The 26,354-nt window shown below is 44.8% G+C and carries 26 protein-coding genes; 13 read left to right on the forward strand and 13 right to left on the reverse strand.

Annotated elements, in window-relative coordinates; genetic code table 11:
* The first annotated feature begins 9 nt into the window (after positions 1-9).
* Positions 10-681, forward strand: coding sequence for a hypothetical protein (locus tag QNI24_RS09715; protein WP_267176501.1), 672 nt, complete (start codon positions 10-12; stop codon positions 679-681).
* A 66-nt stretch (positions 682-747) separates the two neighbouring features.
* Here the strand turns inward: QNI24_RS09715 and QNI24_RS09720 are convergent, their stop codons facing one another.
* From QNI24_RS09720 to QNI24_RS09735, 4 genes are all read right to left on the reverse strand, one after another.
* Positions 748-1,875 (reverse strand): esterase/lipase family protein, encoded by a 1,128-nt coding sequence (locus QNI24_RS09720; RefSeq protein ID WP_267176502.1) that lies wholly within the window; start codon positions 1,873-1,875, stop codon positions 748-750.
* Between the two features lie 91 nt (positions 1,876-1,966).
* On the reverse strand, positions 1,967-2,980 hold the full coding sequence (locus QNI24_RS09725) for a cupin domain-containing protein (RefSeq protein ID WP_323373320.1): 1,014 nt from the start codon (positions 2,978-2,980) through the stop codon (positions 1,967-1,969).
* A gap of 100 nt (positions 2,981-3,080) precedes the next feature.
* On the reverse strand, positions 3,081-4,448 hold the full coding sequence (gene purB, locus QNI24_RS09730; RefSeq protein ID WP_267176504.1) for an adenylosuccinate lyase: 1,368 nt from the start codon (positions 4,446-4,448) through the stop codon (positions 3,081-3,083).
* A gap of 176 nt (positions 4,449-4,624) precedes the next feature.
* Positions 4,625-5,275 (reverse strand): peroxiredoxin-like family protein, encoded by a 651-nt coding sequence (locus tag QNI24_RS09735; RefSeq protein ID WP_267176505.1) that lies wholly within the window; start codon positions 5,273-5,275, stop codon positions 4,625-4,627.
* A gap of 155 nt (positions 5,276-5,430) precedes the next feature.
* On the opposite strand from QNI24_RS09735, the gene QNI24_RS09740 reads away from it, so the two are divergent.
* On the forward strand, positions 5,431-6,576 hold the full coding sequence (locus tag QNI24_RS09740) for a M14 family metallopeptidase (RefSeq protein ID WP_267176506.1): 1,146 nt from the start codon (positions 5,431-5,433) through the stop codon (positions 6,574-6,576).
* Complete coding sequence (locus QNI24_RS09745) at positions 6,573-6,917, forward strand: hypothetical protein (RefSeq protein WP_267176507.1); 345 nt, start codon at positions 6,573-6,575, stop codon at positions 6,915-6,917. The genes QNI24_RS09740 and QNI24_RS09745 overlap by 4 nt, the downstream gene beginning before the upstream one ends.
* Before the next feature lie 10 nt (positions 6,918-6,927).
* Here QNI24_RS09745 and QNI24_RS09750 read toward each other — a convergent pair whose 3' ends face one another.
* From QNI24_RS09750 to surE, 4 genes are all read right to left on the reverse strand, one after another.
* Positions 6,928-8,088, reverse strand: a complete 1,161-nt coding sequence (locus QNI24_RS09750; protein WP_267176508.1) for a GGDEF domain-containing protein — start codon at positions 8,086-8,088, stop codon at positions 6,928-6,930.
* 205 nt (positions 8,089-8,293) lie between these two features.
* A complete protein-coding gene (locus tag QNI24_RS09755) occupies positions 8,294-9,217 on the reverse strand; it encodes a peptidoglycan DD-metalloendopeptidase family protein (RefSeq protein WP_267176509.1) in 924 nt (307 codons plus the stop codon).
* Entirely contained in the window at positions 9,217-9,873 is a 657-nt protein-coding gene (locus QNI24_RS09760; protein ID WP_267176510.1) for a protein-L-isoaspartate(D-aspartate) O-methyltransferase, read from the reverse strand. The genes QNI24_RS09755 and QNI24_RS09760 overlap by 1 nt, the downstream gene beginning before the upstream one ends.
* The gene (gene surE / locus QNI24_RS09765) at positions 9,870-10,634 is read right to left on the reverse strand and encodes a 5'/3'-nucleotidase SurE (protein WP_267176511.1); all 765 of its coding nucleotides are present in this window, start codon (positions 10,632-10,634) and stop codon (positions 9,870-9,872) included. The genes QNI24_RS09760 and surE overlap by 4 nt, the downstream gene beginning before the upstream one ends.
* A 278-nt stretch (positions 10,635-10,912) precedes the next feature.
* Here surE and QNI24_RS09770 point away from each other — a divergent pair, with 278 nt between their 5' ends.
* The 4 genes from QNI24_RS09770 to QNI24_RS09785 all read left to right on the forward strand — a co-directional run bounded on the left by QNI24_RS09770 (position 10,913) and on the right by QNI24_RS09785 (position 13,559).
* Positions 10,913-11,329 (forward strand): hypothetical protein, encoded by a 417-nt coding sequence (locus QNI24_RS09770; protein ID WP_267176512.1) that lies wholly within the window; start codon positions 10,913-10,915, stop codon positions 11,327-11,329.
* Entirely contained in the window at positions 11,329-11,547 is a 219-nt protein-coding gene (locus QNI24_RS09775; RefSeq protein WP_267176513.1) for a helix-turn-helix transcriptional regulator, read from the forward strand. Before QNI24_RS09770 ends, QNI24_RS09775 begins: the two co-directional genes overlap by 1 nt.
* Positions 11,548-11,713: 166 nt before the next feature.
* Entirely contained in the window at positions 11,714-12,628 is a 915-nt protein-coding gene (gene hemF, locus QNI24_RS09780) for an oxygen-dependent coproporphyrinogen oxidase (RefSeq protein ID WP_267176514.1), read from the forward strand.
* A gap of 4 nt (positions 12,629-12,632) precedes the next feature.
* Positions 12,633-13,559, forward strand: coding sequence for an aldo/keto reductase (locus QNI24_RS09785; RefSeq protein WP_267176515.1), 927 nt, complete (start codon positions 12,633-12,635; stop codon positions 13,557-13,559).
* 14 nt (positions 13,560-13,573) lie between these two features.
* On the opposite strand, the gene QNI24_RS09790 is transcribed toward QNI24_RS09785, so the two are convergent.
* The gene (locus tag QNI24_RS09790) at positions 13,574-16,222 is read right to left on the reverse strand and encodes a M14 family zinc carboxypeptidase (RefSeq protein ID WP_267176516.1); all 2,649 of its coding nucleotides are present in this window, start codon (positions 16,220-16,222) and stop codon (positions 13,574-13,576) included.
* On the reverse strand, positions 16,219-17,334 hold the full coding sequence (locus QNI24_RS09795) for a hypothetical protein (protein ID WP_267176517.1): 1,116 nt from the start codon (positions 17,332-17,334) through the stop codon (positions 16,219-16,221). Before QNI24_RS09795 ends, QNI24_RS09790 begins: the two co-directional genes overlap by 4 nt.
* Before the next feature lie 167 nt (positions 17,335-17,501).
* On the opposite strand from QNI24_RS09795, the gene parC reads away from it, so the two are divergent.
* Genes parC through QNI24_RS09820 form a run of 5 tightly spaced genes read left to right on the forward strand, consistent with a single transcriptional unit; the run spans position 17,502 to position 22,769 of the window.
* Positions 17,502-19,742 carry a DNA topoisomerase IV subunit A gene (gene parC / locus QNI24_RS09800; protein ID WP_267176518.1) on the forward strand — a complete coding sequence of 747 codons (2,241 nt, stop codon included), beginning with the start codon at positions 17,502-17,504 and terminating at the stop codon, positions 19,740-19,742.
* Positions 19,743-19,761: 19 nt separating this feature from the next.
* Positions 19,762-20,541, forward strand: a complete 780-nt coding sequence (locus QNI24_RS09805) for a CE1 family esterase (protein ID WP_267176519.1) — start codon at positions 19,762-19,764, stop codon at positions 20,539-20,541.
* Position 20,542: 1 nt separating this feature from the next.
* Positions 20,543-20,992 carry an ATP-dependent zinc protease family protein gene (locus QNI24_RS09810; RefSeq protein WP_267176520.1) on the forward strand — a complete coding sequence of 150 codons (450 nt, stop codon included), beginning with the start codon at positions 20,543-20,545 and terminating at the stop codon, positions 20,990-20,992.
* Positions 20,989-21,894, forward strand: a complete 906-nt coding sequence (gene rimK / locus QNI24_RS09815; RefSeq protein ID WP_267176521.1) for a 30S ribosomal protein S6--L-glutamate ligase — start codon at positions 20,989-20,991, stop codon at positions 21,892-21,894. Before QNI24_RS09810 ends, rimK begins: the two co-directional genes overlap by 4 nt.
* Complete coding sequence (locus QNI24_RS09820) at positions 21,891-22,769, forward strand: MaoC/PaaZ C-terminal domain-containing protein (protein ID WP_267176522.1); 879 nt, start codon at positions 21,891-21,893, stop codon at positions 22,767-22,769. The genes rimK and QNI24_RS09820 overlap by 4 nt, the downstream gene beginning before the upstream one ends.
* Here the strand turns inward: QNI24_RS09820 and truD are convergent.
* The 3 genes from truD to QNI24_RS09835 are packed head-to-tail and all read right to left on the reverse strand — an operon-like array spanning position 22,756 to position 25,491.
* Positions 22,756-23,814 carry a tRNA pseudouridine(13) synthase TruD gene (gene truD, locus QNI24_RS09825; RefSeq protein ID WP_267176523.1) on the reverse strand — a complete coding sequence of 353 codons (1,059 nt, stop codon included), beginning with the start codon at positions 23,812-23,814 and terminating at the stop codon, positions 22,756-22,758. The two genes, QNI24_RS09820 and truD, sit on opposite strands and share 14 nt — an antisense overlap.
* Positions 23,811-24,674, reverse strand: coding sequence for a bile acid:sodium symporter family protein (locus tag QNI24_RS09830; RefSeq protein WP_267176524.1), 864 nt, complete (start codon positions 24,672-24,674; stop codon positions 23,811-23,813). The genes truD and QNI24_RS09830 overlap by 4 nt, the downstream gene beginning before the upstream one ends.
* 7 nt (positions 24,675-24,681) lie before the next feature.
* On the reverse strand, positions 24,682-25,491 hold the full coding sequence (locus tag QNI24_RS09835) for a class II aldolase/adducin family protein (RefSeq protein WP_267176525.1): 810 nt from the start codon (positions 25,489-25,491) through the stop codon (positions 24,682-24,684).
* Positions 25,492-25,629: 138 nt separating this feature from the next.
* Between QNI24_RS09835 and QNI24_RS09840 the strand changes: the two genes are divergently transcribed.
* The gene (locus QNI24_RS09840) at positions 25,630-26,346 is read left to right on the forward strand and encodes a response regulator (protein WP_267176526.1); all 717 of its coding nucleotides are present in this window, start codon (positions 25,630-25,632) and stop codon (positions 26,344-26,346) included.
* The last annotated feature ends 8 nt before the right edge of the window (positions 26,347-26,354 follow it).

Genomic DNA, 26,354 nt, shown 5'->3' on the forward strand with positions numbered 1-26,354 from the left:
CAGATCACCATGAGAACAACCATCCTAATCATGTCTTTGCTCAGCGGTGCTGCCTTAGCTCAAAACAGCACACAGCAGAACAATGATCAAGCTGTTGAAGATAAGCCGCCAGTTACCGAACAAAAAAAGCGCCCGAGTTGGTCACAAGGCTTGCCTGAGCGTCAAAATGCACCATCTGCGGGCAGTTTGTTGAGCAAACCCAAAGCCGTCATCGATGACACACCTGAACAACAAGCGATCAGGCCTGAATTAGAAGTACCAGAAATCGATCTGGGCTTTAAGCCCAAGCCTGCCAGTGAATTCAACGTGGAGCCAGTTTCAGTTGATTTGTCACTGAGCCGCGAAGAAATGCGCGAAACCTTTTATGAAAGTGAGAAAAATGAACCTGAGGTTGAAGTTGTTGACAGCGCATTACTGGCCCAATACAAATGGCAAGTAATTAAGGTGACAGAAGTTGAAGTGCCGAGTGATTTTGATGCTTCAAAGGCGTTGAATTTAAATATACACATCAATCCAAAGGGTGAAGTAGTTAAAGTGGTCAGCGAAGATTCAGGCGTATCTTCAAGAGCCATGCGTGTGATTGAGAAAAGCATTAAAAATTGGCGTTTTGAGCCACCAGCTGATTTAGGTATCGCTGCAAATATCAATAAATCTTTCAACATCGACATACAAGCAGACTGAATTCATCAGGCTGCTTCAATTATCTCGAACATATACAATGAAACCGAATCAGTGTGTGGCTGAAAATCAAACGGAATGATTGATGATTTGATCGATACAGTTAAATACCCCACGGTCTGAAAGTAAGTTCATGTGATTGATGTTTTTAAAAATCAATTGGTGTTGTTGTGGAAAATTAATCTCATGTTCTGGGTTTTTATGATGACCCAAGGCTGAATGCACAGTCACCAAGCCATCACCAATCCATTTTTTATGTAGTATGTTTGCATCATTTTGGGCATTGCTGGCAGCAAAGGCATAGCATTTGATTTGTTTGGGTAATTGAATGATTTGGTGGTCTTTTGTGACTGTACCATGGCGCAAGTTTTTGATGCCATGGCTGCGGGTATGACCCAGTTTAGCAAAGGGTGCACTGTAGGGATTGATGCTGATGAGGTAATCTATCAAATTACCGGTTTTTTCTAACACAGCACCTTGGTGTGGGGTGCCCAAAAAAATGACTTTATTGATCTTGTTAAGCCACTCCTCAGCCGCCATTGAGGCTACATGCATGGCACTTCGCAACACCAAACCTCCCATACTATGACACAGTACATCAATGCTTTTATCATCAGTTAAGGCTTGTACAAATTCAGCCATCATGGCTGCCAATTGATGACCGTTTTGATACACTGCCAAGCCGCTGTTGTATCTGAGATAGATGGTGGTGATGTTATGCTCAGCAGCCAGTGCTTGACCGTGATTGTGGCCTTGGCGACTCCACTGTAGGTCATTCATACATAAACCATGTATCAAAAACAATACTTTGCCTGGTGTTCGATTACAGCATTCAGCAGCTTGCTGCGGTGTTAATTGCTGCCCTCGGTGATGCCAACTCATGTCCATTGCCAGTGGATTATCGGTTTGCTCTAAATGGTCGCCTATCACCCCATTCATGATCGAAAGCCAGTTGGTTCTTTTCTTATCATCCACCTTGAAGGGCAGCATGGGGGCAAAAGTTTGTAAGGCTAAATTGACGCCATGGGTGCTCAGTTGGGTGGTTTTGCGAATGCTTTGGTAGATTAAACCTGTCAAGCCTGTGGTTTTATTTAAATCGCCTTGGTTTAATAACCCGCCCAATGAATAGATCCTTTGGTGCATGGACTCAACCAAATCAACCACACCAGTGATGCCATCCTTACTGAGCTGGTTCAAGCCAACTAAATCACGTTGTAATTGGGTGTTTTTGATAAAGATGCTCGGAACAAAACAACATCATAACCTGTTTGTTAGCTTGGGTGCGGGTTCAAGCTGGAATTATCGCCTGCATCTCACTTAGTGTTGTGATCATTTCAAGGTCTTCAACTGGCTTATTTGAACTGATTTCAATTTCATCGATTTGGAAGCTGGTTTGGTTGCAAATCAATTGGGCAGTGTAAGGTGTGGTACGAAACACTTCGCCATTGACCATCAAAGAGGCTTCAGAGGCATCGATAAGGTGGTAGGCAAAAACAGCAAAAGGGCTTTTTTGCCACACTTTATTTGCGTTGTTTGCGGTTGTGTTTACAGCGTATTCAGTTTCCTCGAACAATCGATAGCTGGTAACGACTTGGCCAAATAATTTGGCTAGATTTTCTTCTTGCATTTGGCTGATGGCAAGCAGCTGGCTTCTCAAATAGTTTATTTCATGCTGACCGATTGAGGCATCTGAATTTGGCTGTTTGACACCATCAGTGAAACGGGCGTCGGCACTGGTTTGTTGGCTATATAGTTCGATGAAAGATGACAGCAGTTCAGCCTCAGAAGGGGCCCTCAAGCCAATAGAACAGGTCACACAATCATCAGATGTGGAAACACCATGGTGAGCAATTTCTGGCGGCAAATAAAGTACATCGCCTGGATGCAGTTCATGGTTGTGCTGTGGTTGAAAGTTTTTGATTACTGCGATTTCGCTGTCTTCATCCAGCTCAATTTTGGCCAAAGGCTGATCATCATATGACCATCGGCGGGTGCCTTGTACCTGAAGCAAGAAAACATCGTAGTGATCGGTGTGGGCACCGACTGAGGCGCCGGAGGGTGCATAAGACATCATCAAATCATCAAAGCGCCAATTTTTAATGAAGGGAAACCACTGCATGATTTGAGCGGCTTGTGGGTGCCATTTCTCAATGTCTGAGACCAGCAATGTGGGTTGGTGGGGTTGCAGTGAATCCCAAGCTTCGGGTTCATCGTATACCGCTTGGTAGCTGTTACCATCGGTTGAAAAAATGATTCTGGACTGAACGCCTTCTTGCTCAGCCAGCGTGAATAGTTCTGTCACGCTGGGTAAGCAACTCAGATTTATTTGTGTCTTTTGGAATAAAAAAGGCGTACGCTGCCAGTGAGTTTTAAAAAACTCAACAGCTGAGATGTTTTGACCATCAAAGACGTTTGGCTTGTTCTTTGGCATTGCCGAGGTAGTTGGCTGGGGTCATTTGCATCAGCCGTTCTTTGGCCGCTTCAGGAATTTCCAAGGTTTGGATGAATGCTTGCATTTGTTGTTGATCAACCTTCTGACCGCGGGTCAGTTCTTTGAGCTTTTCATATGGGTTTTCAACACCATAACGCCGCATAACAGTTTGAATCGGTTCAGCCAACAACTCCCAGTTGTTATCCAAATCATGCATCAACATGTCTTGATTGATGGCCAGCTTACCCAATCCTTTTTGCAATGATGCCCAGGCAATCGCGCAGTGACCAAAAGCCGATCCAAGCGCGCGCAAGACAGTCGAATCAGTCAGATCTCTTTGCCACCTTGAAACTGGCAGTTTTTCAGCCAGGTGATTCAGTGTGGCGTTTGAAAGGCCCAAATTGCCTTCGGCATTTTCAAAATCAATGGGGTTCACTTTGTGTGGCATGGTGGATGAACCAATTTCTCCTGCCACAGTTTTTTGGGTGAAATAACCATTGGCAATGTAGCCCCAAATGTCTCTGGCTAAATCTAATTGGATAGTATTCAAACGAATCATGTTGTGACACAACTCGGCAACAAAGTCATGCGGTTCAATTTGCGTGGTGAATGGGTGAAAAGTCAGCCCCAATTCGCTGATGAAAGATGCAGAAATTTTTGGCCAATTCAACTCTGGGTAAGCGCTGTAATGCGCATTGAAGTTACCTACAGCGCCATTGAGCTTACCAAATAAAGTGATTTCACTCAGTTGTTTCAATTGGTATTTTAAGCGGAATACCACATTGGCCATTTCTTTACCCATGGTGGTGGGTGAAGCCGGTTGGCCATGCGTTTTGGCCATCATCGGCACTTCGGCATAGTTCATGGCCATTTCAGTGAGTTGATTGATGATGCCTTGTATGGTTGGAATGAAAACGTTGTCTCTGGCAGTTTTTAGCATCAAGGCATAGCTTAGGTTGTTGATGTCCTCAGAGGTGCAGGCAAAGTGTACGAACTCTTTGACTTCATTGAGTTTTTCATGGGCGCCGAGTTGGTCTTTGATGTAATACTCAACGGCTTTGACATCATGGTTGGTGGTGGCCTCTATGTCTTTGACTTTCTGGGCTTCGTCTGGAGTGAAATTGTCATATATTGACATCACCCAATCGATGTCTTTTTGACTGAGTTCTTTGACCTCGTCGACTCCATCGGTTTGGCTCAGGTGAACCAGCCATTTAAGTTCAACCAATAAACGGTTCTTAATCAGTCCATATTCACTGAAGATGTGGCCGAATTGTTTGGTTTTGCTGTGATAACGCCCATCTACAGAGGTAATGGCGGTTAATTCTGAAAGTTGCATGCTGTCAGTCTGCTATTGAAAGCGTGAATTATAAGGGCTGCAAGGACTTAAAACAATTGACTAGCGGGGTTAGTTTTAAACTAAAGAAAACGGGACTTAATCATAGACCAAGCCCCGCTGTGGATGGTGGCATAAAGGGGGAAGGCGCCACCAACCATGCGCGACATTGTACTCCTTTATTGAGTTCGTTTCAAATAATCGTTAACAACAGCTGATAAAATACTTGGGGCCAGCCTGATTTTATAGTCTGGATTGACGTATTGAAACTGAATCACACCGTCTTTTCCAACCACAAATGTGGCCGGTGCTGGTAGTAAATGGTGGTCATAGCCAGAGGCCTTTTCCAGATCAATGCCCCACTGCTTGTATTTTTCTACGGTGGCTGCTTCAACTTTGAATGCGATTTTGAATGCTTTGGCAATTTCCATGCTGGCATCAGACAACAATTGATGGGTGGTGTTGGTGCTGAGGTCAGCCTTTAGTTGTTGATCTTTCAAGCTTTCTAACAGAAAACTGGGTTGGTCAGGGCTGATGAAAAATACATCAAAGCCTTGCTCGTTCAATTCTTTTTCAAGCAGTCGCATTTCGCCCAGATGGGCATTACAGTATGGGCACCAGCCGCCGCGGTAAAATGTCAGTACAAAAGGTTTGTTCAAATTATCAGCATCAAATTCAACCAAATCACCGTTGGGTGTTTTGGCGCTGAAGCTAGGAATACTCATTCCGGGCAGCAGGGGAGTGACATCCTCCGCCCGATCAAAATAGTCTTTGGCATTGATGGCCATGCTCAAACTGAGGCCAAGTAGTAGGGTGGCAATTGCTTTCATTTTATTTTCCTAGTAGTCAATAGAGATTGAGGAGATGACCTTGTGGTCAGAAATTTCTGACAAAAAAATATAGTTTACTGCAATTAAGTGGGTGCTATTGAATCAAATAACCATCTATGTAATGATTGCAAATTGATTTAAAGTCGAATTAATTTATGAAAATTAGCAGTCATTTTGATGGCGGCCGCATTGAAGTGGTCAAAGCCGAAGAATTCCAAGACATTCAATTAAAAATTGATCATGATTCACATTCTGAATTTCGTCAGTGGTTCCATTTTCGGGTCCAAGGTGTGAAAAACCAAGATTGCGTTATGACTTTTTTAAATGCATCGGAAACTTCATATGTAGAAGGGTGGAAAGACTATGATGTGTGTGCGTCAACTGATCGCCAAGAATGGTTTCGTCTGCCAACTGAGTTCGATGGTAAGCAATTAACGGTCGAATTCAACACCGACACCGATGACATTTATTTTGCCTATTTTGCGCCATATTCATTTGAAAGACACTTGAATTTGTTGGCGTTTGCTCAGCAATCAAACTTGTGTAGTCTGCAGAATCTGGGTCAAACCCTCGATGGCCGAGATTTTGATATGTTGATCATTGAAGATGAAGATGTTGATCTGGCTGACAAGTTAAATGTTTGGATGATTGCCAGGCAACATCCGGGTGAAACCATGGCAGAATGGTTTGTTGAGGGCTTTTTGGAGTCTTTATTAGATCAAGACAACCCCACATCAAGACAGTTGCTGCAAAAATGCCGGTTTCATGTGGTACCTAACATGAATCCAGATGGCGCTTATCGTGGTAACCTGCGAACCAATGCTTCGGGGGCTAATTTAAACAGAGAATGGATGGAACCCTCGATGGCAGCCAGCCCAGAAGTTTATTTGGTCAGAGAACAAATGCACCAGCGTGGACTTGATATGTTTTTGGACATTCATGGCGATGAGGCCATACCTTATAACTTTGTTGCCGGTTGTGAAGGAAATCCAAATTATGATGCGCGTTTGAAATTATTCGAGGACACATTCAAAGCTGCTTGGCATGCTGCCAGCCCGGATTTTCAGGACGTACATAAATACGATGATGATGAGCCAGGTAAAGGTGATTTACGCATCGCCACCAATTACATCGGACAGACGTTCAACACCTTGGCCTATACGGTGGAAATGCCTTTCAAAGACAACCATGATTTACCTGATGAAGCATATGGTTGGTCGCCTGAACGCTGCAAAAAATTCGGTGAAGATGTCATCATCGCGATCAACAACACCGTGCCGACCTTGCTCGAAAACAAGTGACACCGACTGAGTTCTTATATGCCAATAACTGGCTGATAGCCCTGACAGTTGCTGTTGGGGTTATTGCTTGGGCTGTGTTGATTCTACAAGCGTTGTTCAGCGACAAAAGAATTGCATTGGTGGGTGTATTTGGTAGTTTGTTGTTCAGTTTTACTTTTATGTTTCCCGCCATCATACCGCTGATTATTAAATCAGTCGCAACGTCGTTGTGTTTGTTGTTTTTTGCTTGGTTTTTGGTTAAAAATTTCAAAAAACCAGTGATCTATATCGCAGCCATTGGCGTGATTTTGAGTGCTTACTCAGGCTGGTGGTTGTATGAAAATTACCAAGCGTTGCTTTGATGGACTCGATTCAAACAGCGATGGCCTGATTGCGGCCGTTGTTCTTGGCATCGTACATCGCCAAATCAGCTCGTTTTAAGGTGGCACTGAAACTTGATTCATTGATTTTTCTTTGAGCCACACCAATGGATGCTGTGGTATGAAAGGTTTTTTTGCCATAACTGTGTTCATGCTTTTGAATGGCCAGAAGCATTCTTTCTGCCAGTTGCCTGGCTTGTTTGAGGTCTGAATTCGGTAACAGCACAAAAAACTCTTCACCGCCGAAACGACCAACAAGGTCTTCCGCTGCCAACAAACTGCGAATTAATTGCGCGGTATCAATCAATACTTGATCACCTGCGGCATGGCCATACTGGTCATTGATACTTTTGAATTTATCCAAATCAATCAACATAACAGAAATGTTTTGATTGTGCTTTTGAGCTTCTTTGAATAAAGCCCTGGCCTTGATTTCAATGGCATGGCGGTTATATATTCTGGTCAAGCTGTCGATTGATGCCATCCGAGTCAATTCATGGTAGGCCTTTTCTTGGTGCATGAACATAAAACCAAAGGTAGCAATAACCGGACCCACCACTGCCATTAATATGGTTAAAAAATCTGCCGTCGATACTGCATTGAAATCCCAGGCGGTTTTGTGTGAGACAAAGTATTCCAGAGCCCTGAACAGCATAACTGCGATAAATGTACAGTTGATGCTGAATAAAATGATTTTGGCAGAAGTGGGCTGTTTTATGATGAGTTTTATCATCGGTTGGGCTTGTGAACATACAATAACTGTTAAGCAAGCAATGGTTATCAAGATGGTCATGGTGGGACTTTGAATCACAAAGTTGCCGGCCAAAATCATCAGCATGCTGATCATGGTGAGTGTTTGTAATAATTTAAGGCTGTTGGTTTTAAGGAATAAACTCACTGCATAAGTCATGAAACTGATGCCAAGGACAATTCCGAAATCACCAATAAAATTCACTGCCAGGGATTTTTCTTGATACAAACTGCTGTAAACAGCATAAGAAATAGACAAATAAAACAGGCCAAACGACCAGTGCCTCATGCTTTGAGCGGCAATGGTCGGGAACTGCCTGGCGGTGATCAAAATCAGGATGGCCATGATGGCATTGATGGATAGGCCTAAAATCATGGCCGTCATCATGTCTATGGATCCCATTCAGCCCTCTACAGCAGCAGTTAAACAGTCAACAGAAAAGTAATTTATTATACGCACCAGAACATCATAACGACTGTGGCAGTGGCTTGACAAGAAGTTTTTGCAGGGTTGATGGCGATAAGTGCTTGATTCGTTTGTGCTATTTGTGGCACAGCAGCTTAAAATGATGGCATCAAATATGGCAATCCTTTTGATCGCTTTAGGCTTATGGTTTAACGTAATTCAAAGGGTTGACTGGTTTGCCATTTTTGCGAATTTCAAAATGCAGGTTATTGACATTGGTGCCACTGGAACCCAATTCAGCAATTACTTGTCCGCGCGTCACGCTCATGCCTTCTTTGACCTTGAGGGTCTTGTTATGTCCATAGGCACTGAGGAAAGCATCATTGTGTTTGATGATGATTAATTCACCATAACCCAGCAGTCCATTGCCGCTGTAAACAACCACACCTGCCTCTGCTGCTTTCACCGGTTGTCCTGACTGACCTCCAATGGATATGCCTTTGCGCGCGGGATTGCTGGCCAAAAAAGTGGTGCGAATTTTACCATTGGTTGGCCACAACCATTTGAGGTTGCTGTTGTTGGGCGTTTTCACCACCATCGGCTTTTTAGCCGGTGGTCTTTGTGTGGTTGGCGTTGTTGGTACAGTTTTGGCTTGTGCTTCTGGTTTACTGGCTGGTTTATTGGCTTGTTTATTAGTTGGTTTTGGTTGGTTGTTTGTGGCTTTATTTGTATTTTTATTTGTGGCTTCATTTCTTGCCACAATGGGCTTGTTGCTGACGATGGGCTTGGTTTCAACCGTGGTGTTTTTACTGGGGCTGAAAACCACTTTATCCGGTTCGCCAGTTAATTTGAGGATTTGGTTGGGATAGATTCTGTAGGGCGGTTTGATGTTGTTGATGGCAGCTAATTGCTTGTAGTCTTTTTGGTATCGAAAACCAATGGAGTATAAGGAATCGCCTTTGACTACCTTGTGGGTTTTTTGTTGCTGATCTTTTTTGCTGTGCCGAGCATAGGATTTGGTGTGACTTCGATGTGGCTTGGTGCCCACTTCATCTACCTTGGCTGGTCTTCGGGGGGCACAAGCCACCAAGCACAGTATAATCAGCAAAATAATGGCCTTGCGCATCACCTGACAACACCTTCTAACAATGGCACAAAAATCACCTCACCCAACATTTCTTTCTTATATCCATGTGATTCTTTGACAATGGCAATGAGTTTTTGTTGCTTTTTATTGCCAACGGGGAGAATCATTTTGCCACCCACTTCCAATTGATCCAATAATTCATACGGGACCTTTTCTGGCGCGGCAGTAACGATGATGATGTCAAACAATGCCTCAGAAGGCCAACCTTCAAAGCCATCTCCGGTTTTACAGCGGATGTTGCGGTAGCCCAGTTTGATGAATCGGCGCCGTGCGATGCGGGTCAGCTTATCGATTCGTTCAATACTGAAAACCTGGTCAACCAGTTGACCCAGTACAGCGGCCTGGTAGCCCGAGCCAGTACCAAGCTCTAAGATCTTGACAGGATTATGGTGTTTGATTACCTCCTCAGTCATGCGAGCAACAACGAATGGTTGCGAAATGGTTTGGCCGTATTTAATCGGCAAAGCATCATCTTCATAGGCACGATGTGCCAGTGCTTCATCAACAAATAAATGCCTAGGAACTTGCGCCATGGCCATCAACACACGCTCATCACCAATCCCACGTAAGCGCAAACGATCTATCATGCGCTGGCGGGTTCGGTCAGAGGTCATGCCTATGCCATGTGGGTTCATATGTTTTTAGCCCAATCGTCCAGCTCGCTGATGAAAGCGTGTTTGGTCATATCAGTTTGAATGGGGGAGATAGAGACGTAACCATTTTTGACGGCGTGAAAGTCAGTGCCCTCACCGGCATCGGCTTCAGGCCCAGCAGGACCAATCCAATACATTTTGAATCCTCGAGGATCACGTGTTGGTATGGCGTTTTCAGCTTTGTGGCGGTAACCCAAACGAGTCACTTTCATGCCTTTGATTTCATCAATCGGTAAATTGGGCACGTTAACATTCAAGATGGTGTCTTGAGGTAACGGGTGTTTGATCACGTGCTGGATGATTTTGTTGAGGAAATGAGTGACCGTGTAATAATCACGTTTGCGGCGATTTTCCTTAACTGAATCTAGCACAATCGACGCTGCTATGGCGGGCAGTCCTAAATAGCGCCCCTCAATGGCGGCAGCCACAGTGCCTGAATAGAGTACATCATCACCTAAATTAGCAGCATTATTGATGCCGGAAATAACCATATCAGGTTCTTCATCTAACACACCAGTCACTGCCAAATGCACACAGTCAGTTGGTGTGCCATAAACGCTGAAGGTGTCATCGGTGACTTTCTCAACCCGAATGGGACGATCCAAAGTCAATGAGTTACTGGCTCCTGAGCGATCGCGGTTGGGGGCAAAAACCACAACATCACCCAAGTCTTTGAGCATTTCAGCCAATATTTTTATACCTTTGGCATGCACGCCATCATCGTTGCTGACCAGAAATTTCATGAAATAAGGAGTTTAAAGTAAGTGCTCATTATAATCAGTTGGATGGTTAAAAATAAACAGTCCAAATAACAAAATATAACAATTTAAACCACGTATTCCATGACTTTTAATGTTTGAAAGGGTGTCTTCTGCTATGACATAAAATAATCTAAGATTTATTTCTGATTTAAATTAAGTCAAGTTTAATCATAATTGTTGCTCGATGTAAAAATATTTGACACTAAGTTCATGTCGTGCATAATATACACCATGTCAAAAATATTATACATTAATAAATTATGAAAAATTTAACCTTTCAAGAAAAAACTCTTTGGATCAGTTTGTTTGCAGTGATATTTGTTTATGGACTCTATTATTTAAACGTCTTACCTGCTGTCGATGGGAATATGGAGACTCCTCATATCTGGCAATACTTTAAATACATAGGGCTGCTCATCCTCGTCATTGTCATTGGTGTTGTGGCCATTGCAATCAAAGACAGAAATGAACTTGTAGATGAAAGACAAAAACTGATTGAAATGAAAGCCGACAGGGTCAGCGCCTATCTATTACATTCGGGGATTCTGGTTGCGATAGTAGTGGCTATGTTTGTACCAGGTAATTATTGGTTTATACATACTATAACAGTGGTTGGCGTGCTCACTGATGTGGTCAATAAAATACAACAACTACTTGCATATAAAAGGGGTTACTAATGGGGAAGTCTCCAAATATTAGTAATCAAATCAGGTCTTTGCGATTTCACCATGAAGAAATGACTCAACAACAATTAGCAGATTTAGTTGGGGTAACCCGACAGACAATAAACGCCATTGAACACAATAAGTACTCTCCATCTTTAGAGGTGGCATTTAAGATTGCTGTTGCATTTAATAAGCCTCTAACTGAGGTATTCCAATATGAAGCGCACTGATAAACAGTTTCTGATGATTGTTATTGTCTTTTTTATTATCAACATACTATTACAATAAAATGTTTGTGTAATGAAAACTGGAAGAAGGTGTATATGTGATTAAAGTCAATATGATTAAGTTATCTCAACGGTTATAATAACAAATTGTCAATCAGCCAGTAATTCAATGAACCAAAACCAATTTGATCAAGTGGTCGCATTTCTTCAATCATTACAAGATAACATTTGCCAACAATTAGAGTCAGTTGAGCATGGTGAAAAATTCAAAGAAGATGCTTGGCAACATGATGCGGGTGGCGGTGGACGTACTCGGGTGCTCACCGGTGAGGTATTTGAACAAGCAGGGGTTAACTTTTCACATGTGGTGGGTAAACAGCTGCCAGCAGCTGCTACGGCCAAGAGGCCAGAAATGGCAGGACAAGGGTTTGAGGCCTCAGGCGTTTCTTTGGTGGTTCATCCGGATAATCCGTTTATTCCTACATCACACGCCAATGTCCGCGTATTCAGAACCGTACCAAAAGCCGACGAGCCAGCGCATTGGTGGTTCGGTGGTGGTTTTGATTTGACGCCTTTTTATCCATTTGAAGAAGACATCAAGCATTGGCATCAAGTGGCCTATGATGTGTGTAAACCATTCGGCAGTGATGTATATAAAAAATACAAAAAATGGTGTGATGAGTATTTTTATTTGAAACACCGTGGTGAAACCAGAGGCGTGGGTGGTTTGTTCTTTGATGATTTGAACGAATGGGGGTTTGAGCAGTCTTTTGCATTCATGCAAGCGGTTGGTAAGGCTTATTGTGATGCTTACCTGCCGATTGTCAAAAAACACCACCACTCGGTGTTTGATGATGAGCACAAGCAGTTTCAGAAATACCGCCGCGGAAGGTATGTTGAATTTAACTTGGTTTATGACCGAGGCACACTGTTTGGGCTGCAATCAGGTGGGCGCACTGAATCGATTTTGATGTCCTTACCACCTGAAGTTTCCTACCGTTACAACTACCAGCCCGAACCAGGCACCCAAGAAGCGCGACTGGCTGAATTCTTGAAGCCACAAGACTGGCTGGGTATTGAATAACTGAATGAAATACCGCCAGTTGAGTGGTGCCGATTTAAGGCTGTCTTTAGTGGGCATGGGTTGTGCCAGTTTTTGGGGCAAAAGCAATTTCTCAGAAAAACACGCCATTGAAGTGTTTGCGGCAGCTGCAGCTTCGGGTATAAATTATTATGATACCGGTTCCAGCTATTCAGGCGGTCACGCCGAACAGCGTTTGGGCCGCGCCTTACATGCACACCCTGACGGCAAAGATGCTGTTATAAGCAGCAAAGCGGGCACCCGAATTGGACGCTGGGGTAAACTATATAATGATTTCTCACCGGCATGGATCAGACAATCTTGTGAAAATTCATTGCGTCACCTGCAAATCGATCACATACCGATTTTTTTCTTGCATGGGCCTAATCCAGAAGATTTCACTGCGGCGTTGTTTGAGGAATTAGAACAATTACAAAAAGCCGGTAAAATTGGTTTGATAGGCGTCAATGCTTTCGCTGAGCCTAGCTTACAGTCGTGTTTTGATTTTCCACAGATTCAATGCATCATGTTGGACTTCAATATTTACCAACCACAGCGGTGTGAAATGATCAAACAATTCAAGGCAGCGGGTAAAAATGTGTTCGTGGCTGGTGCGCTGGCCGGTGCAATTTATGATGACAGATTTTGGCGCTTTCAAGGGCGCAAAAGCCTGTGGTATTGGCTGCGAGCCTGGAAAAATAACCCACAACTGAAAGCCATGAAAAAACAAATGAAGTTTCTGAATGATTCGCCAAATTTGACTGCCACACAATTGGCTTTGGCTTATGTCCTTAACAACCCTGATTTAAGTACTGCTTTGGTAGGTAGTACCCGAGTGGAGCATATGCAAGAATTACTTCAAGCGGTAGATGTTCAGCTTGAGCCAGCCTTGATCAAACGCATCGAGTCACAAGCCCAACAGTTGGGCTTGTGATGGTGCGTTGCATTTTATAAAGGACAAACAAACTCATTCACAACCGGTCTGGTGATTGGCTCAATACCATATTCATCTGATCCATATGCACTGTCAATGGCCGTGTATTTAAATGTTCCTGTGGTGCATTCTAGAGTGACTTCAATGCGACCCCATTCAGCGAGTTGAATATCATTGGTATTGAAGTCTGCACCGAAGGGTGTGCCTTGACCCACCTCAAAAACTTGGTCAAATGTGAAGTTGATCCCAGTGGTGGTTTGGCTGATCACACCATCAGAACCAATGAACCATTTCTGATTGCCATTGAAATCATAGGAATACCAGAGAATTACGGCTTTGCCGGTGATGGTTTCTTGGATGTGAAAACCTTCACCATCCCGCTCAGGATTGAACCAAGAACCAGCCACACTGGCGGCATTGAGTACTTCAGTGGGGGTAACATCACTTTGTTCCGATGGTGAAATTAAGCCGGCTGGCAAAGTGATTGGCACCAAGTCGGTGCGTAGTTTTTGACCATTTGCAGTGGTGTACTTCATTTTGCCATTTTGTACCCAGAAAGTTTGGTTGTTAGGCCCGGCAACCAAAGTGGCAGCTTCAAAGATCATTTCCAATGAGCCCTCGGTATTAAAAAACACCTCATCAATGTCAAATTCTGGACCAAAAACACCGCCTGAGGTTGACAGCAGTTGTGGAATATTGACGGCATTTTGTGCCATTAAAGGACTGGTTCCCAGCAGCCACTTGTCATTGCCATCGGCATCAAAGGTATACCATTGAACCAAGACATTGTCATCGCCCAGTGATTCAAAATTAAAGCCTTCGCCATCTCGTGAAGGGTCATACAAAAGCGCTGTTTGTGGCTTTTGTAGGCGTTGATTGAGGCCCGACTGTCCACTGACAGTCAGTTTAAGGGTACGGTCAAACCCACCTATGATAGAAGCGTTGCCATTGCTGTCTTCGTAGTTCTGCCATTGGCCATTGCGCCAAGTCACAATGGTGGCAGGGTTGGCATCAATATTTTGTCCAATCATATCAGTGGTGATGATTTCCCAATCAACAGTTGCATCATCAGCAGCTACTAGTTCAGCAGGCAATTCGAACTCAACGACATAAGTATCATCCTTGTATTTGCTGTAAGATTCCCATGAGTCAGTTTTTTCATCAAGCCAACGACCATTGCTGAAATTTACGTTTATGCTTTGATCACCCGTTTTAACTCTAATGATTGGGTTTAAAGGATTGGATTGACCTTGTAATACTTGTAATTGGCCTTGATCACCGCGATCTCGCATGGGCTTATCAAACTTCAGCATCAATGCATAATTTTTATCACTGAGGATTTGGCTAAATTGATGTTGGTACAGGACCCGTTCCTCAGCTGAGGTCACATCCCATTCGGCATCATAGATAATGGCATTATTTTCAATGTCAATGATGCGGTATTGAATGATTGATGGCGGACCTGCTTGGCCATACCAAATCACCATGAAAGTTTCCGCCAATTGCTCTCTGACCCTTCTGATTTCTGATTCAGGTAAAATAAAACCGTCTGCGCCGGTGTTACCAAAACCACCGTAATCGGCACCAAAACCTGGTAAATCTGGATGGGCATCAAGGTTGAATCGATTACTTGGTTCAATTTCTAATGTCCAAGAAGGGATTTCATAAATGCTGGCAAAATAATCAGCGGTGGTCCCAATCCCGGTGCCAGGGGGGTCTGGTAAATCGACATAATTTTTGCCAGCTGGGAAAGCTCTGTGAAAATTCGTGAAGTCATTCAAAAGCCTGGTTTGTAAGGTGTTTCTGTTTTGATTGAAAGTCAGTTTGCTGAAATGCACTTGTGAAAAAGAATGGATGTCGGTGTAAACCCTCAGTTGATCAAACTCAACCAAACTCGCGGCATTGAGGCGAGCCAAGGTTTCTGGTTCAGAGTCAACGGAACTGCCGTGGTAAATTTGACTGGTTACATCAAAAGATGATTCATTGGTGGTGGCCCAAAAAGGCGCGTTGTTTCGATTTAAATCCACCCCCAACAAATGATCATTTTCAGTGGTCATTACTTCATCGACATCACGCATGTTTTTCCTGCGCATGCGGCCGTCTCTGGGCCCCGTGTTGTTGGCAAACCAGCTTTCTGCGGGATAGCGTTGGGTTTGTAAAAAACCATCGACATTGTTCACAGGGATGGTGATGATGGTGGCGTTTTCTAACAGGTACTGATAGAACGACTGGTCCTGGCTGTTGGCATCAAATGCTTCCATGATACCGGTGACTGTTTCTGGTGTTTGCCATTCACGTGCATGGATGCCACCATTGGCCATCATGGCGCCTTCTTTAACACCGTATGGAGTCAGGTCATCCTCATCGCTAAGAACATAAGCCCAGATGTCGCGGTTATAAATACTTTGGCCCACCACTTGACCGGTGATGTAATCATTGTTTAAAGCCATTGACTGGTGCTTGGCAAATAGGCCGTTATAACTTCTGAAGCCATCAAATGGCTCGGTTGTATCTACCGGTATGGGAACTGGATAACCCAAGCCCAAGGTGCTGTTTTGCTCGGTCCAAGGCAGGATGCTTTGAGCCATAGAATGGCTGCTCCATGTGCCAATAAAGAGCGCAGCAATGACTTTGAGGTGGTTTATTCTGGCTGATGATTTCATGGTTTACCTCCAGCTGATTTACCCTCAAAAGTTTGCAACCACTTGGCTGCTGCGGTGTCCTTTTCGAGCTGTGTGGTGAGCTCCTCTAAAGCCACTTCAGCAGCCTGTGTTGGGTTTAATTTTAATGCCAACAGCAGGTGATTTTTTTCTCTGGAATCATCTGACGTCATAAAACGCTGTTTTAATGCTGTGGGTAATGTCATGCTGTTTGACTGACTTAAAGCAAACGCAGCACTCGCTGCAGTGACGGGGTCATTCAGTTGTTCTGTTAAAAAACGTTCGACCCTGGAATCGTTGCTGAATTGGCTCAACAATGAAGTGCTGAATTTGCGGTCCTTTCCTGTTTGGGCTTTGGTCATTAGCAACGATTTGGCGGTACTTGGCGGCCAATGTACCAAAATTTGACGCAGGGTCATTTCTCTGACCTTCACCAGCTCAGAGGCAAGTGCTTTTTCAATCAAATCTGAACGATCAGCAACAAAACCGACATAACTGATCAGTGAATCTAGCGCACCGTTGGCGTCTTTTGAATGCAGCAGAAAAGTCGCTAACCGTTGTAATGATTGGCTGCACATCGCTCCAATGCTGTCCTTTATACCGAGCCATTGGGGCTGGCGCAATTTGATGTTTTGCTTGAGGATCTCGCTGATTTCCTTGGTGGCTTGAGGTAAATTGTTTTCAAACAGTTGATTGAAGTGTTGTTCGGTGCGGTAAGTCGTCCAAATGTTTTCTGTGCCATGGGCTTTGCTGTTGAGGTTAAAAACGGCAACTGGCAAGTGGCCTTCATGAGCGGCACGCAAAGCAATGGTTGGGTAATGCTTCATGCGGTTAACAAAGTTTTGAAAAAAATCTTGGGGTGGCTGCTGTGATATTTCAGTCAATAGATTATACAGGTGAAATTCGCGCTGCAATGGCGTGATGTTGGCCTTTAATAAGAGTTCATCTATCACCCGGTCTGGGTTTTTTGCAGTGAAGTAGTCGCTGATAAGGCTGGCTGAATTCTGGTGGTTTTTGTGGTTGCTGTAAAGCGCTTGAATCTCTGTGTCATCATAAATGACAGCAGAGGCCAAAGTGCTGTGAATCAATGCCCAAATAAGAAAGGTTGTTTTCATGTCAGTGTCCTTGGTAGTACTGATAAATATATTAAACGATGTGTTTCGTATAATCAATCTCACAGCAGCGCTTATATCAGCTGTTTTTTCTTGGTTCTGCAACCATGGAGTCCCACATTTATCCTCAAGCAATGTTAAAATCGATGTTTTCTTAAACTAATTTTTTTATGACACAATCCATGGATTTTGAAACCATTTCAATGGGTGAATATGCCGAAAGGTCGTACTTGGATTATTCCATGTATGTGGTATTGGACCGGGCATTGCCTTTTGTCGGTGATGGCCTGAAGCCGGTGCAGAGACGCATCGTTTATGCCATGAGTGAACTGGGGCTATCGAACCAATCCAAACATAAAAAATCAGCCAGAACCATTGGTGATGTGATTGGTAAGTTTCACCCCCATGGTGACTCTGCTTGTTATGAAGCCATGGTGTTGATGGCACAATCCTTTTCTTACCGTTATCCGTTGGTGGATGGCCAAGGAAATTTTGGTTCACCAGATGACCCCAAGTCATTTGCAGCGATGCGTTACACCGAATCCAGATTAACGCCATATGCCAAAACGCTGTTATCAGAGCTGCCTCATGGCACGGTTGAGTGGGGGCCTAATTTTGATGGTACTATGGAAGAACCACTGTGGCTGCCAGCCCGCTTACCCAATGTTTTGCTTAATGGGGCCTCGGGTATCGCGGTGGGTATGGCCACTGATGTTCCACCTCATAACTTAACGGAAGTAACACAAGCCACGCTGCATTTGTTGGATAACCCCAGTGCTGAGGTGGTGGATTTGTGTGAATTCATCAAAGCACCTGATTACCCCACACATGCCGAAATCATCACGCCAAAAGCCGATATCATAAAAATGTACGAAACTGGACATGGTGGTATCAGGATGCGGGCTGTGTATGAGCGCGATGGCAATGACATCATTGTCACTGCTTTACCTCACCAAGCATCGGGCAGTAAAATTCTGGATCAAATAGCGACTCAGATGCGCAGTAAAAAATTACCCATGGTCAATGATTTGCGCGATGAGTCTGATCATGAAAACCCAGTCAGGTTAGTGATTACGGCACGCTCCAATCGGATTGATTTTGATGCTTTGATGTTGCATCTATTTGCCACCACTGATTTAGAGAAGACCTACAAAGCCAACTTCAATGTGATTGGCTTGGATCGCAGACCTCAAGTGAAAGACCTGAAGATGATCCTCAAAGAATGGTTGCGCTTCAGAACCGAAACGGTGCGCAGGCGCTTGCAATATCGCTTGGATAAAGTGGATGCTCGCTTACATATTCTGGAGGGTTTATTGATCGCCTATCTGGATCTGGATGAGGTGATCCGTATCATTCGGGAGGAAGATGAGCCCAAAGCAGAATTGATTAAAGCGTTTAAGCTATCTGAAATTCAAGCCGATGCCATATTGGATACCCGTTTACGTAATTTAGCGCGCTTGGAAGAGATGAAAATTCGCACGGAGCAAATCGAATTACAAGCGGAAAAAGATGAGATTGAGGGTATCTTGATGTCTCGAGCCAGGATGAAAACCCTGATTCGCAATGAATTAAAAGCCGATATGGAACAATACGGCGATGAGCGAAAAACACAGTTGGCTGAACGTGATGCGGCGCAGGTGTTTGATGAAACCAAACTGGTTCCCAGCGAACCCAATACCATCATCCTTTCAGCCGCTGGTTGGGTCAGGGCAGCCAAAGGTCATGACATAGATCCCAGCAGCTTGAACTACAAAGCGGGAGACGAGTATTTAGACCATGCACTGGGTCGCAGTAATTTAACCTCTGTGTTCCTGTCATCAGATGGCCGGGCATTCAGTTTGCCGACCCACACCTTACCCTCGGCCAGGGGGCAAGGGGAGCCGTTAACGACCAAGTTTAATTTCAAAAACAACTTGTTACCCATAGCAGTGACATGCCAGTTGCCTAATGCGAGGTTGTTGATGTGCTCTGATGCCGGTTACGGCTATCATGGGGTGATGGAAAATTTGTACAGCAAGATGAAAGCCGGTAAGCACGTTTTGAGTGTACCCAAAGGTTTCAGTGCAATGAAACCTACCTGGATTGAAAAATTACCTGATGCGCATGTGGTTTGTATCACCACGGCCGGTTATATGTTGGTATTCCCTTTAGAGGAGTTGCCTGAACTGGCCAAAGGCAAAGGCAACAAGTTGATAAATATACCGGCCAAACGATTGAAGTCAGGTGAGGAGAAATTAGCCGCCACCTTGGCCATCACACCTGAGGATTCATTCTTGGTGCATGCCGGTGCCCGTTACATCCGGTTCAAATGGAAGGACTTGGTAAATTATGTCGGTTCACGAGCCAAACGTGGCTTGATGTTGCCTCAAGGCTTCCGCAACGTAGATCGGGTTGAGCTTGAAAACGATTAAGTACATAAGTTGTTGGTTCATGCTTGGGCTTTTAACCCCAGTCCTGGCCAGTGTGCCCAGTCTGAATCAATGCCCAGAAGTTATTTTCACCAATGGCATAGACAGCCGCTCAGTTCCTTCAAATGGAACAGGTGGTGTTTATCCGGGTGCAGGCAGTCGCACCATAAACAGCAACAATACCTACTATTATTATGTACCCAGCGGTTACCAAGTAAACCAAGCCATGCCTCTTTTGGTGGTTTGGCATGGGGCAGCCGGTGCTGGTAATGCAGGCTTCGCCGCCGCAGACATGCGTGATTTCTGGCAAGCTGCCGCTGAGCAAAATAATTTCATTGTGGTGGCTCAGGCAGCCACCGGTGCCTCTGGTGGGTGGATTCCGAACACCGATGCAGCGCGTTTGGTTGACATCATCAATGACGTCGATGCTCGCTATAACATTGAAACCAGCCGCAAATACATCTGGGGATTTTCTGCCGGTGGTTTTGTGGCGCATGCCATTGCTTTAAATAATGCCGATTATTTTGCTGCCTACGCCGTCAGTGGCGCCCATTTGGGTTATGCCATCAGTGCCGGCTACCCACCAAGTGCTGCCAGCCGTCAATTACCCGTGTTCATTTCAGTGGGGCAATCTGACAGTCATTTCCCTGCCGCACAAAATGATTTGAATTTGTTTGCTGCCAGTGCTTGGCAACTCAATCAAAACCTGTGGTTCGATGCTTTTGTTGGTGGACATGAGTTGTTACTCGATTTACCTGAAAAGGCATGGTATAAAATTTGTAACAGTGTAAACTCAAATTAAGATGAAACAAAAAATATTAAAAGTGGGCTGGAAGGAATATGCAGCACTGCCAGCATTGGGAATCGATCGCATTCATGTCAAAATTGACACTGGCGCTAAAACCAGCGCCATCCATGCGGTAAAACATCGACTGTTTAAAAAAGGCCAACAACATTGGGTTCGTGTTCATTTGGCCCCCTACCAAGATGATGATGACACCATTGTGATTTGTGAACTACCAGTCAAAGACCAAAGGACTGTGACCAGCTCTAACGGCCACCAAAGCGAACGTGTGGTAGTAGAAACCCAGTTTGTCATAGGAGGCGTGGAACGTACCATTGAATTGACCTTGTCATTCAGAGACACCATGAAATTCAGGATGTTATTGGGCAGACAAGCGATGAAAGACATGGCTGTTATTCCCTCCGAATCACACCTGACAACCAAACAAAAACCGAGAAAAAAACAATGAAAATAGCTATATTATCAAGAAACTCCAAACTGTATTCGACCAGACGTTTGGTTGAAGCGGCCACCGACCGGGGCCATGAAGTGCGGGTGCTTGATCATTTGCGGTGTTATATGAACATTTCATCCAGTAACCCAACCTTACACTACCGCGGTGAGGATTTGCCCTTGTATGATGCGGTGATTCCAAGAATTGGTGCGTCTGTGACTTTCTACGGTACTGCGGTTTTACGCCAGCTGGAAATGATGGGCGTTTATCCGGTCAATGAAAGTGTGGCCATCTCCCGTTCCAGAGACAAGTTGCGTTCATTGCAATTACTATCCAGAAAGGGCATCGGCATGCCGGTTACTGGTTTTGCCAATTCACCCGATGACATCCAAGATTTGATAAAAATGGTTGGTGGCGCGCCATTGGTAATAAAGTTGTTGGAAGGCACACAGGGTATTGGTGTGGTCTTGGCTGAGACCAGAAAGGCGGCCGAATCGGTGATTGAAGCTTTTTTAGGACTGAACGCCAATATCATGGTACAAGAATTCATCAAAGAAGCCGGTGGTGCTGACATCCGTTGTTTTGTGATCGGTAATAAAGTGGTGGCAGCCATGAAACGCCAGGGTGCAGAAGGCGAATTTCGTTCTAATTTACACCGTGGCGGCTCAGCCACGTTAGTCAAATTGACGCCAGATGAACGCAAAACTGCGGTTAAAGCGGCACAAATCATGGGCTTGAATGTCGCCGGCGTTGATATTTTGCGTTCTAACCGTGGCCCAGTGGTGATGGAAGTTAATTCATCCCCCGGTCTAGAGGGTATTGAAAAAGCCACAGGCAAAGATGTTGCAGGACTGATCATTGAATTCATTGCAAAAACAGCCAAACCACATCGCACCCGTACCAAAGGCAAAGGTTGAAACCAGTCATAACGAGACAGAAGCTGCCACCCATTGGTCAGTTACTGAGGCACAGCTTAAAGACCCTCAGGCGCCAAACTCCCAGTGAGTTCTGGCAAGGCGCAACCGCCGTCTCGCAGCACTATAAAGCAACTGTTGATGCGGCTAGGTTACAAAAATACAAACACATGTTCAATGGTCTGTTGGCCGAAGTGCCACTGAATTACTACTATTTATTGGCACAGCGTGCTCATTTGCATGTTTGCACCCAGAAAAACTACCCTTATCCGGTACTTGGTATGGTGCACTGCAGCAACGAAATCAGCTGTTATCAAACGCCTGAAAGTGATCTACCACTGGACCTTGATGTCTCTGTCATCGGCAGTGAAATTGACCAGCGCAACAACATCAGGTTGACTTTTAAAGTGGATTTTTTGCAGCAAGGTCAGTTATTGGTTTGTTGCATGAGTGAATATTTGATCAAAGCCCAAGGTTTGAATGGAGGTGGTGTAGGTGTCAAAGCCAAATCCAGTGCTAATCACAACATGCCAAGCGTTGATAAAATCAGCGCAACACAACAATACAAAGCCAATATGGGCATCAAATATGCCCGTGTTTCTGGCGATTTTAACCCCATTCATTTGTATCGATTCAGCGCCAAATTATTTGGCTTTAAACGACCTATACTACATGGCATGTGCCTTGCCGCTTGTGCTCAAGAATTCATCGAAATGAACTTTGGCAATCCAGTGGTCTCGATGAACATTGCTTTCATGCGCCCAGTTTTTTTGCCCTCAGCAGTTAAAATTGTCGCTGACAGTGAACAGGGTGTGTTGCAATTCAAATCGCATATCGGCAATAAAACCCATGCGCAAGTGCGGTTTACTGCGGTTTAGCTTGCGTGGCATGATCGTGGCATTTTAAAACCTCTCTGATCACGCCGGTGGCATAAGCACCAGGTTTCAAGTTAAAACTCAAGCGCAAAGCATCATCTTGCCATTGGTGCGAAAAATGCTGCGGCACCACGCGCACTGATCTGCGGTCTTGTTTGACCCGGTGGGCTGCAAAGCCCTTAAGAAAACTTGGGTGCTGCTGCGCAATTTGTTGTTCCAGTGCTGCGCATTCACCGCTGCTCTGCACGGCATCTTCGCCCCATAATGCGGCGCTGATATGGATATCGAGTGCAGCCAATCTGTCGTTAATTTCAGTTGTCGAGGCCGCTGATGCAGGGAACCATGAATGACTGCCATCCAGTTGCATGATGTCACCATCAATGCTTCGATCCCAAATGCCTTGTTTGATTCTGACTGCTACCATCAGATTAAACAGGTGACTGCGAGCAGCTGAAATCAGGATGCCTCTTTTGTTGCGGTTGTTGACTCTGATGCGTTCTTCAAACCAATCTTCTGCTTGTTGGATGTTGCCCATGTGATGACCAAACCTTTGGGGGCCAAAATAGTTAGGAACGCCTGATTGTTGAATGGCGGTGATGTTCTTTTCAATCTGAGCCCGGTCACCGCTGATGTCTCGAATCAAAATTTTGAATGCATTGAAAGATAACTGGCCCCGTTTGATTTTGCTCTGATGATAATGATGTTCAAGGATTTCGATGCCAGTCGCTAGTTTGGCTGTGATGTCATCGATTGCTTTGATTTTGGGCAGTTGGACACTGAACCATTGTTGGGTGATGGCATGGCGGTCTTTCAGCCCGGCAAAGCCGACTTGTCGAGCCGGTACTTTGCAGGCACTGGCCAGTTGGGTCGCCACCCAAGCGGTGTTGCAATTGCGCTTTTCTACTTTAAACCACAGGTGTTCTCCTGCACCAGTAAAAGACATGTCATGGTGCTCGGTAACCATGAAGTCTTGCGGCTCAACCTTGAGCTTGCCTTGTGCCTTGATGGGGTTGATGGTGGGAAATAGTTGGTCAAATTCGAGTGTCATGGTTTGTTGCTGTATTTTCTCAGTCCGATCAGTACCCCGCCACTGAAAAACATCGCCAAGGAATAAATCGCCGCGGGTATGGCCAGGTCAGCTTGGTGTAGGATCGTGGTCGCAATTAAAATCGCTAGGGTGCCGTTTTGGATACCAATTTCAACAGTGATGGTGGTGGCTTGTTGGCTGTTTAAGCCAGCTACTTTGCTGACCAAGTAACCACTGAACATGCTCACCAAGTTCAAAGTGAATACAGTCAAACCTGTATCAATCAAACCGGCCTTGACCGCAGTTGATTGTTGAATGATGATGGCGACCACTAAAAAAGCCAGAAACAACCCGGAAAAGGCATTAACCTTACGTTCTTGCCGTATCGCAAACTGTGGTAGTTTATGCCTGATCAGCATACCCAAACTCACCGGTAACAAGGTAATTACAATCAGGGTGATGATGGTTTTAAGCACTGGCAGTTGGATCACAGTCTCGGTGGAGAGGAAATGTTCTAGGCTTAAGCTGATGATCAGTGGAATGGTGATCACCGTGAGCAGACTGCTACAGGCGGTGAGGCTGATTGATAAGGCCGTGTCGCCGCGCGCCAGGTGACTGATTAAGTTTGAACTGGTACCACCGGGGCAAGCAGCAATGATCATGACCCCCACAGCCACCATTGGCGACACATTGAGTAGGCTGATCAAGGCCAAAGCCATCAATGGCAGCATAATGATTTGGCCAAATAACCCCAGAATCATTGCTTTGGGGTAGCGGACCACTTGTTTGAAATCATTTGGCACCAGCGACATGCCCATGCCCAGCATGATGATGAATAATGAAACCGGCAGTAAGATGTCCGTTAAATAGCTGTTTTCCATGGATTAATTAGGCTTTGAAAGAATCATCAAGCATTTCTATCATTTGGTACAAAGGTTGGAAACTGCCCCAAACCACCAAATTTGAACCAATGAACTCACGGGTTTTTTTTGCCACTTGTTCAGGTATCAGCTGTTTGTTTGGGAGTTGTTCAACCAACAGTTGGTTCTCGCATGCTCGCTCTAACTGCACAAATAATGAAACCGCACTGTCAACGTCTTTGCCGACGGTTAACAAACCATGGTTCTGCAGAATGACCGCAACGTCATCAGGGTTCATGGCAGCCACAATGGCCTGGCCTTCTGATTGTTCATGTACCACGCCAGAAAAATGTGAAAACACACTGTGTGCCTGGTAAAACAAACAGGCATCTTGGGTCAGTGGTTCTAACAGGCGGCCTTGGGTTGACCAGGCTTTGCCGTATTTTGAATGCGCATGGGCCACGGCGTTGATTTCAGGTTTGGCTTGGTGAATGGCAGCATGAATCATAAACGCAGCGGTGTTAACCAAGGCTTGTCCTTCAACGATCTCTCCTGCGTGATTCATGCGCACCAGATCACTGGCTTTGAGCTGCGCGAAATGAATGCCCAATGGGTTAACCCAAAAGGTTTCAGGATCCAAGCTGTCTCTGGCTGTGATGTGACCGGCCAAGCCGTCGTCAAAACCATAATAGGCAAATAACCTGAATGCCGCAGCCAAACGGGTTTTTATGAATGTTTGTTCAGCTGCTGGATCATCAAATTGGGGTGGTCCAAATTGTGCTTTTGCGGCCTCAGTACCAATGGCACCTTGGTTGATGGCTGATTCTTGAGAACTCATGCTGGGTGGTTAGCTATGGGTGAATTTTTAGCATATACCGGATGCCCAATCAAATCCATAAATTATTTCAAAAGGGCAAAATCTTCAACACTAAAATGTGACAGAAATGTCACTATTCTGTCATAATGATTGACTATCATGGCGACTTTACCAGAAAAATCCGCTTCTATGCAAAACAACATACTGATTGTGGAAGATGACATGGCCATCAGAGAAATGATGGCATTCTCATTGCGTCGAGAAGGCTTTGACACGTTCAAAGCAGCATCTGGGCATGAAGCTTTGGAACAGTTGAACCAGGTCAACCCTGATTTAATTGTCATTGATTGGGGTTTGCCTGACATGAGTGGCATAGATTTGATTGATATGATCAGACGCGATGAAGTGATCAGAGAGGTGCCCATCATCATGTTGACTGCGCGGGCTGAGGAGTCTGATAAGGTCAAGGGATTGGAGCGCGGTGCGGATGATTACCTGACGAAGCCAGCCTCGATGCTTGAGTTGATGGCGCGGATCAGGGCGCATTTGCGCCGTTCACATGGTTTTGAAGCCAGTCATCAAATTGAATACAAAGGCATCGTGATGGATGCTGATGCCCACGAGATTACCATTGATGGAGAAAACTTGAGTTTAAGTCTGACTGAATTCAAGTTGCTTAAACTGTTTCTGCAAAATCCCAACAAGTTATTGGCCAGAGAACACATCTTAAATCACATTTGGGGTCGCAACACTTTTGTTGAAGACCGCACGGTGGATGTACACATCCTGCGCTTGCGTAAAGCTTTGAAAAAGCACAACAAGGAAAAATGGGTACAAACAGTACGCGGTGTTGGTTATAAGTTGGTCAGCCAATAACTGTTGTT

Origin of the sequence: Marinicella marina, from assembly GCF_030065545.1 — a bacterium.
In the GTDB taxonomy this organism is placed as follows: Bacteria; Pseudomonadota; Gammaproteobacteria; order Xanthomonadales; family Marinicellaceae; genus Marinicella; species Marinicella marina.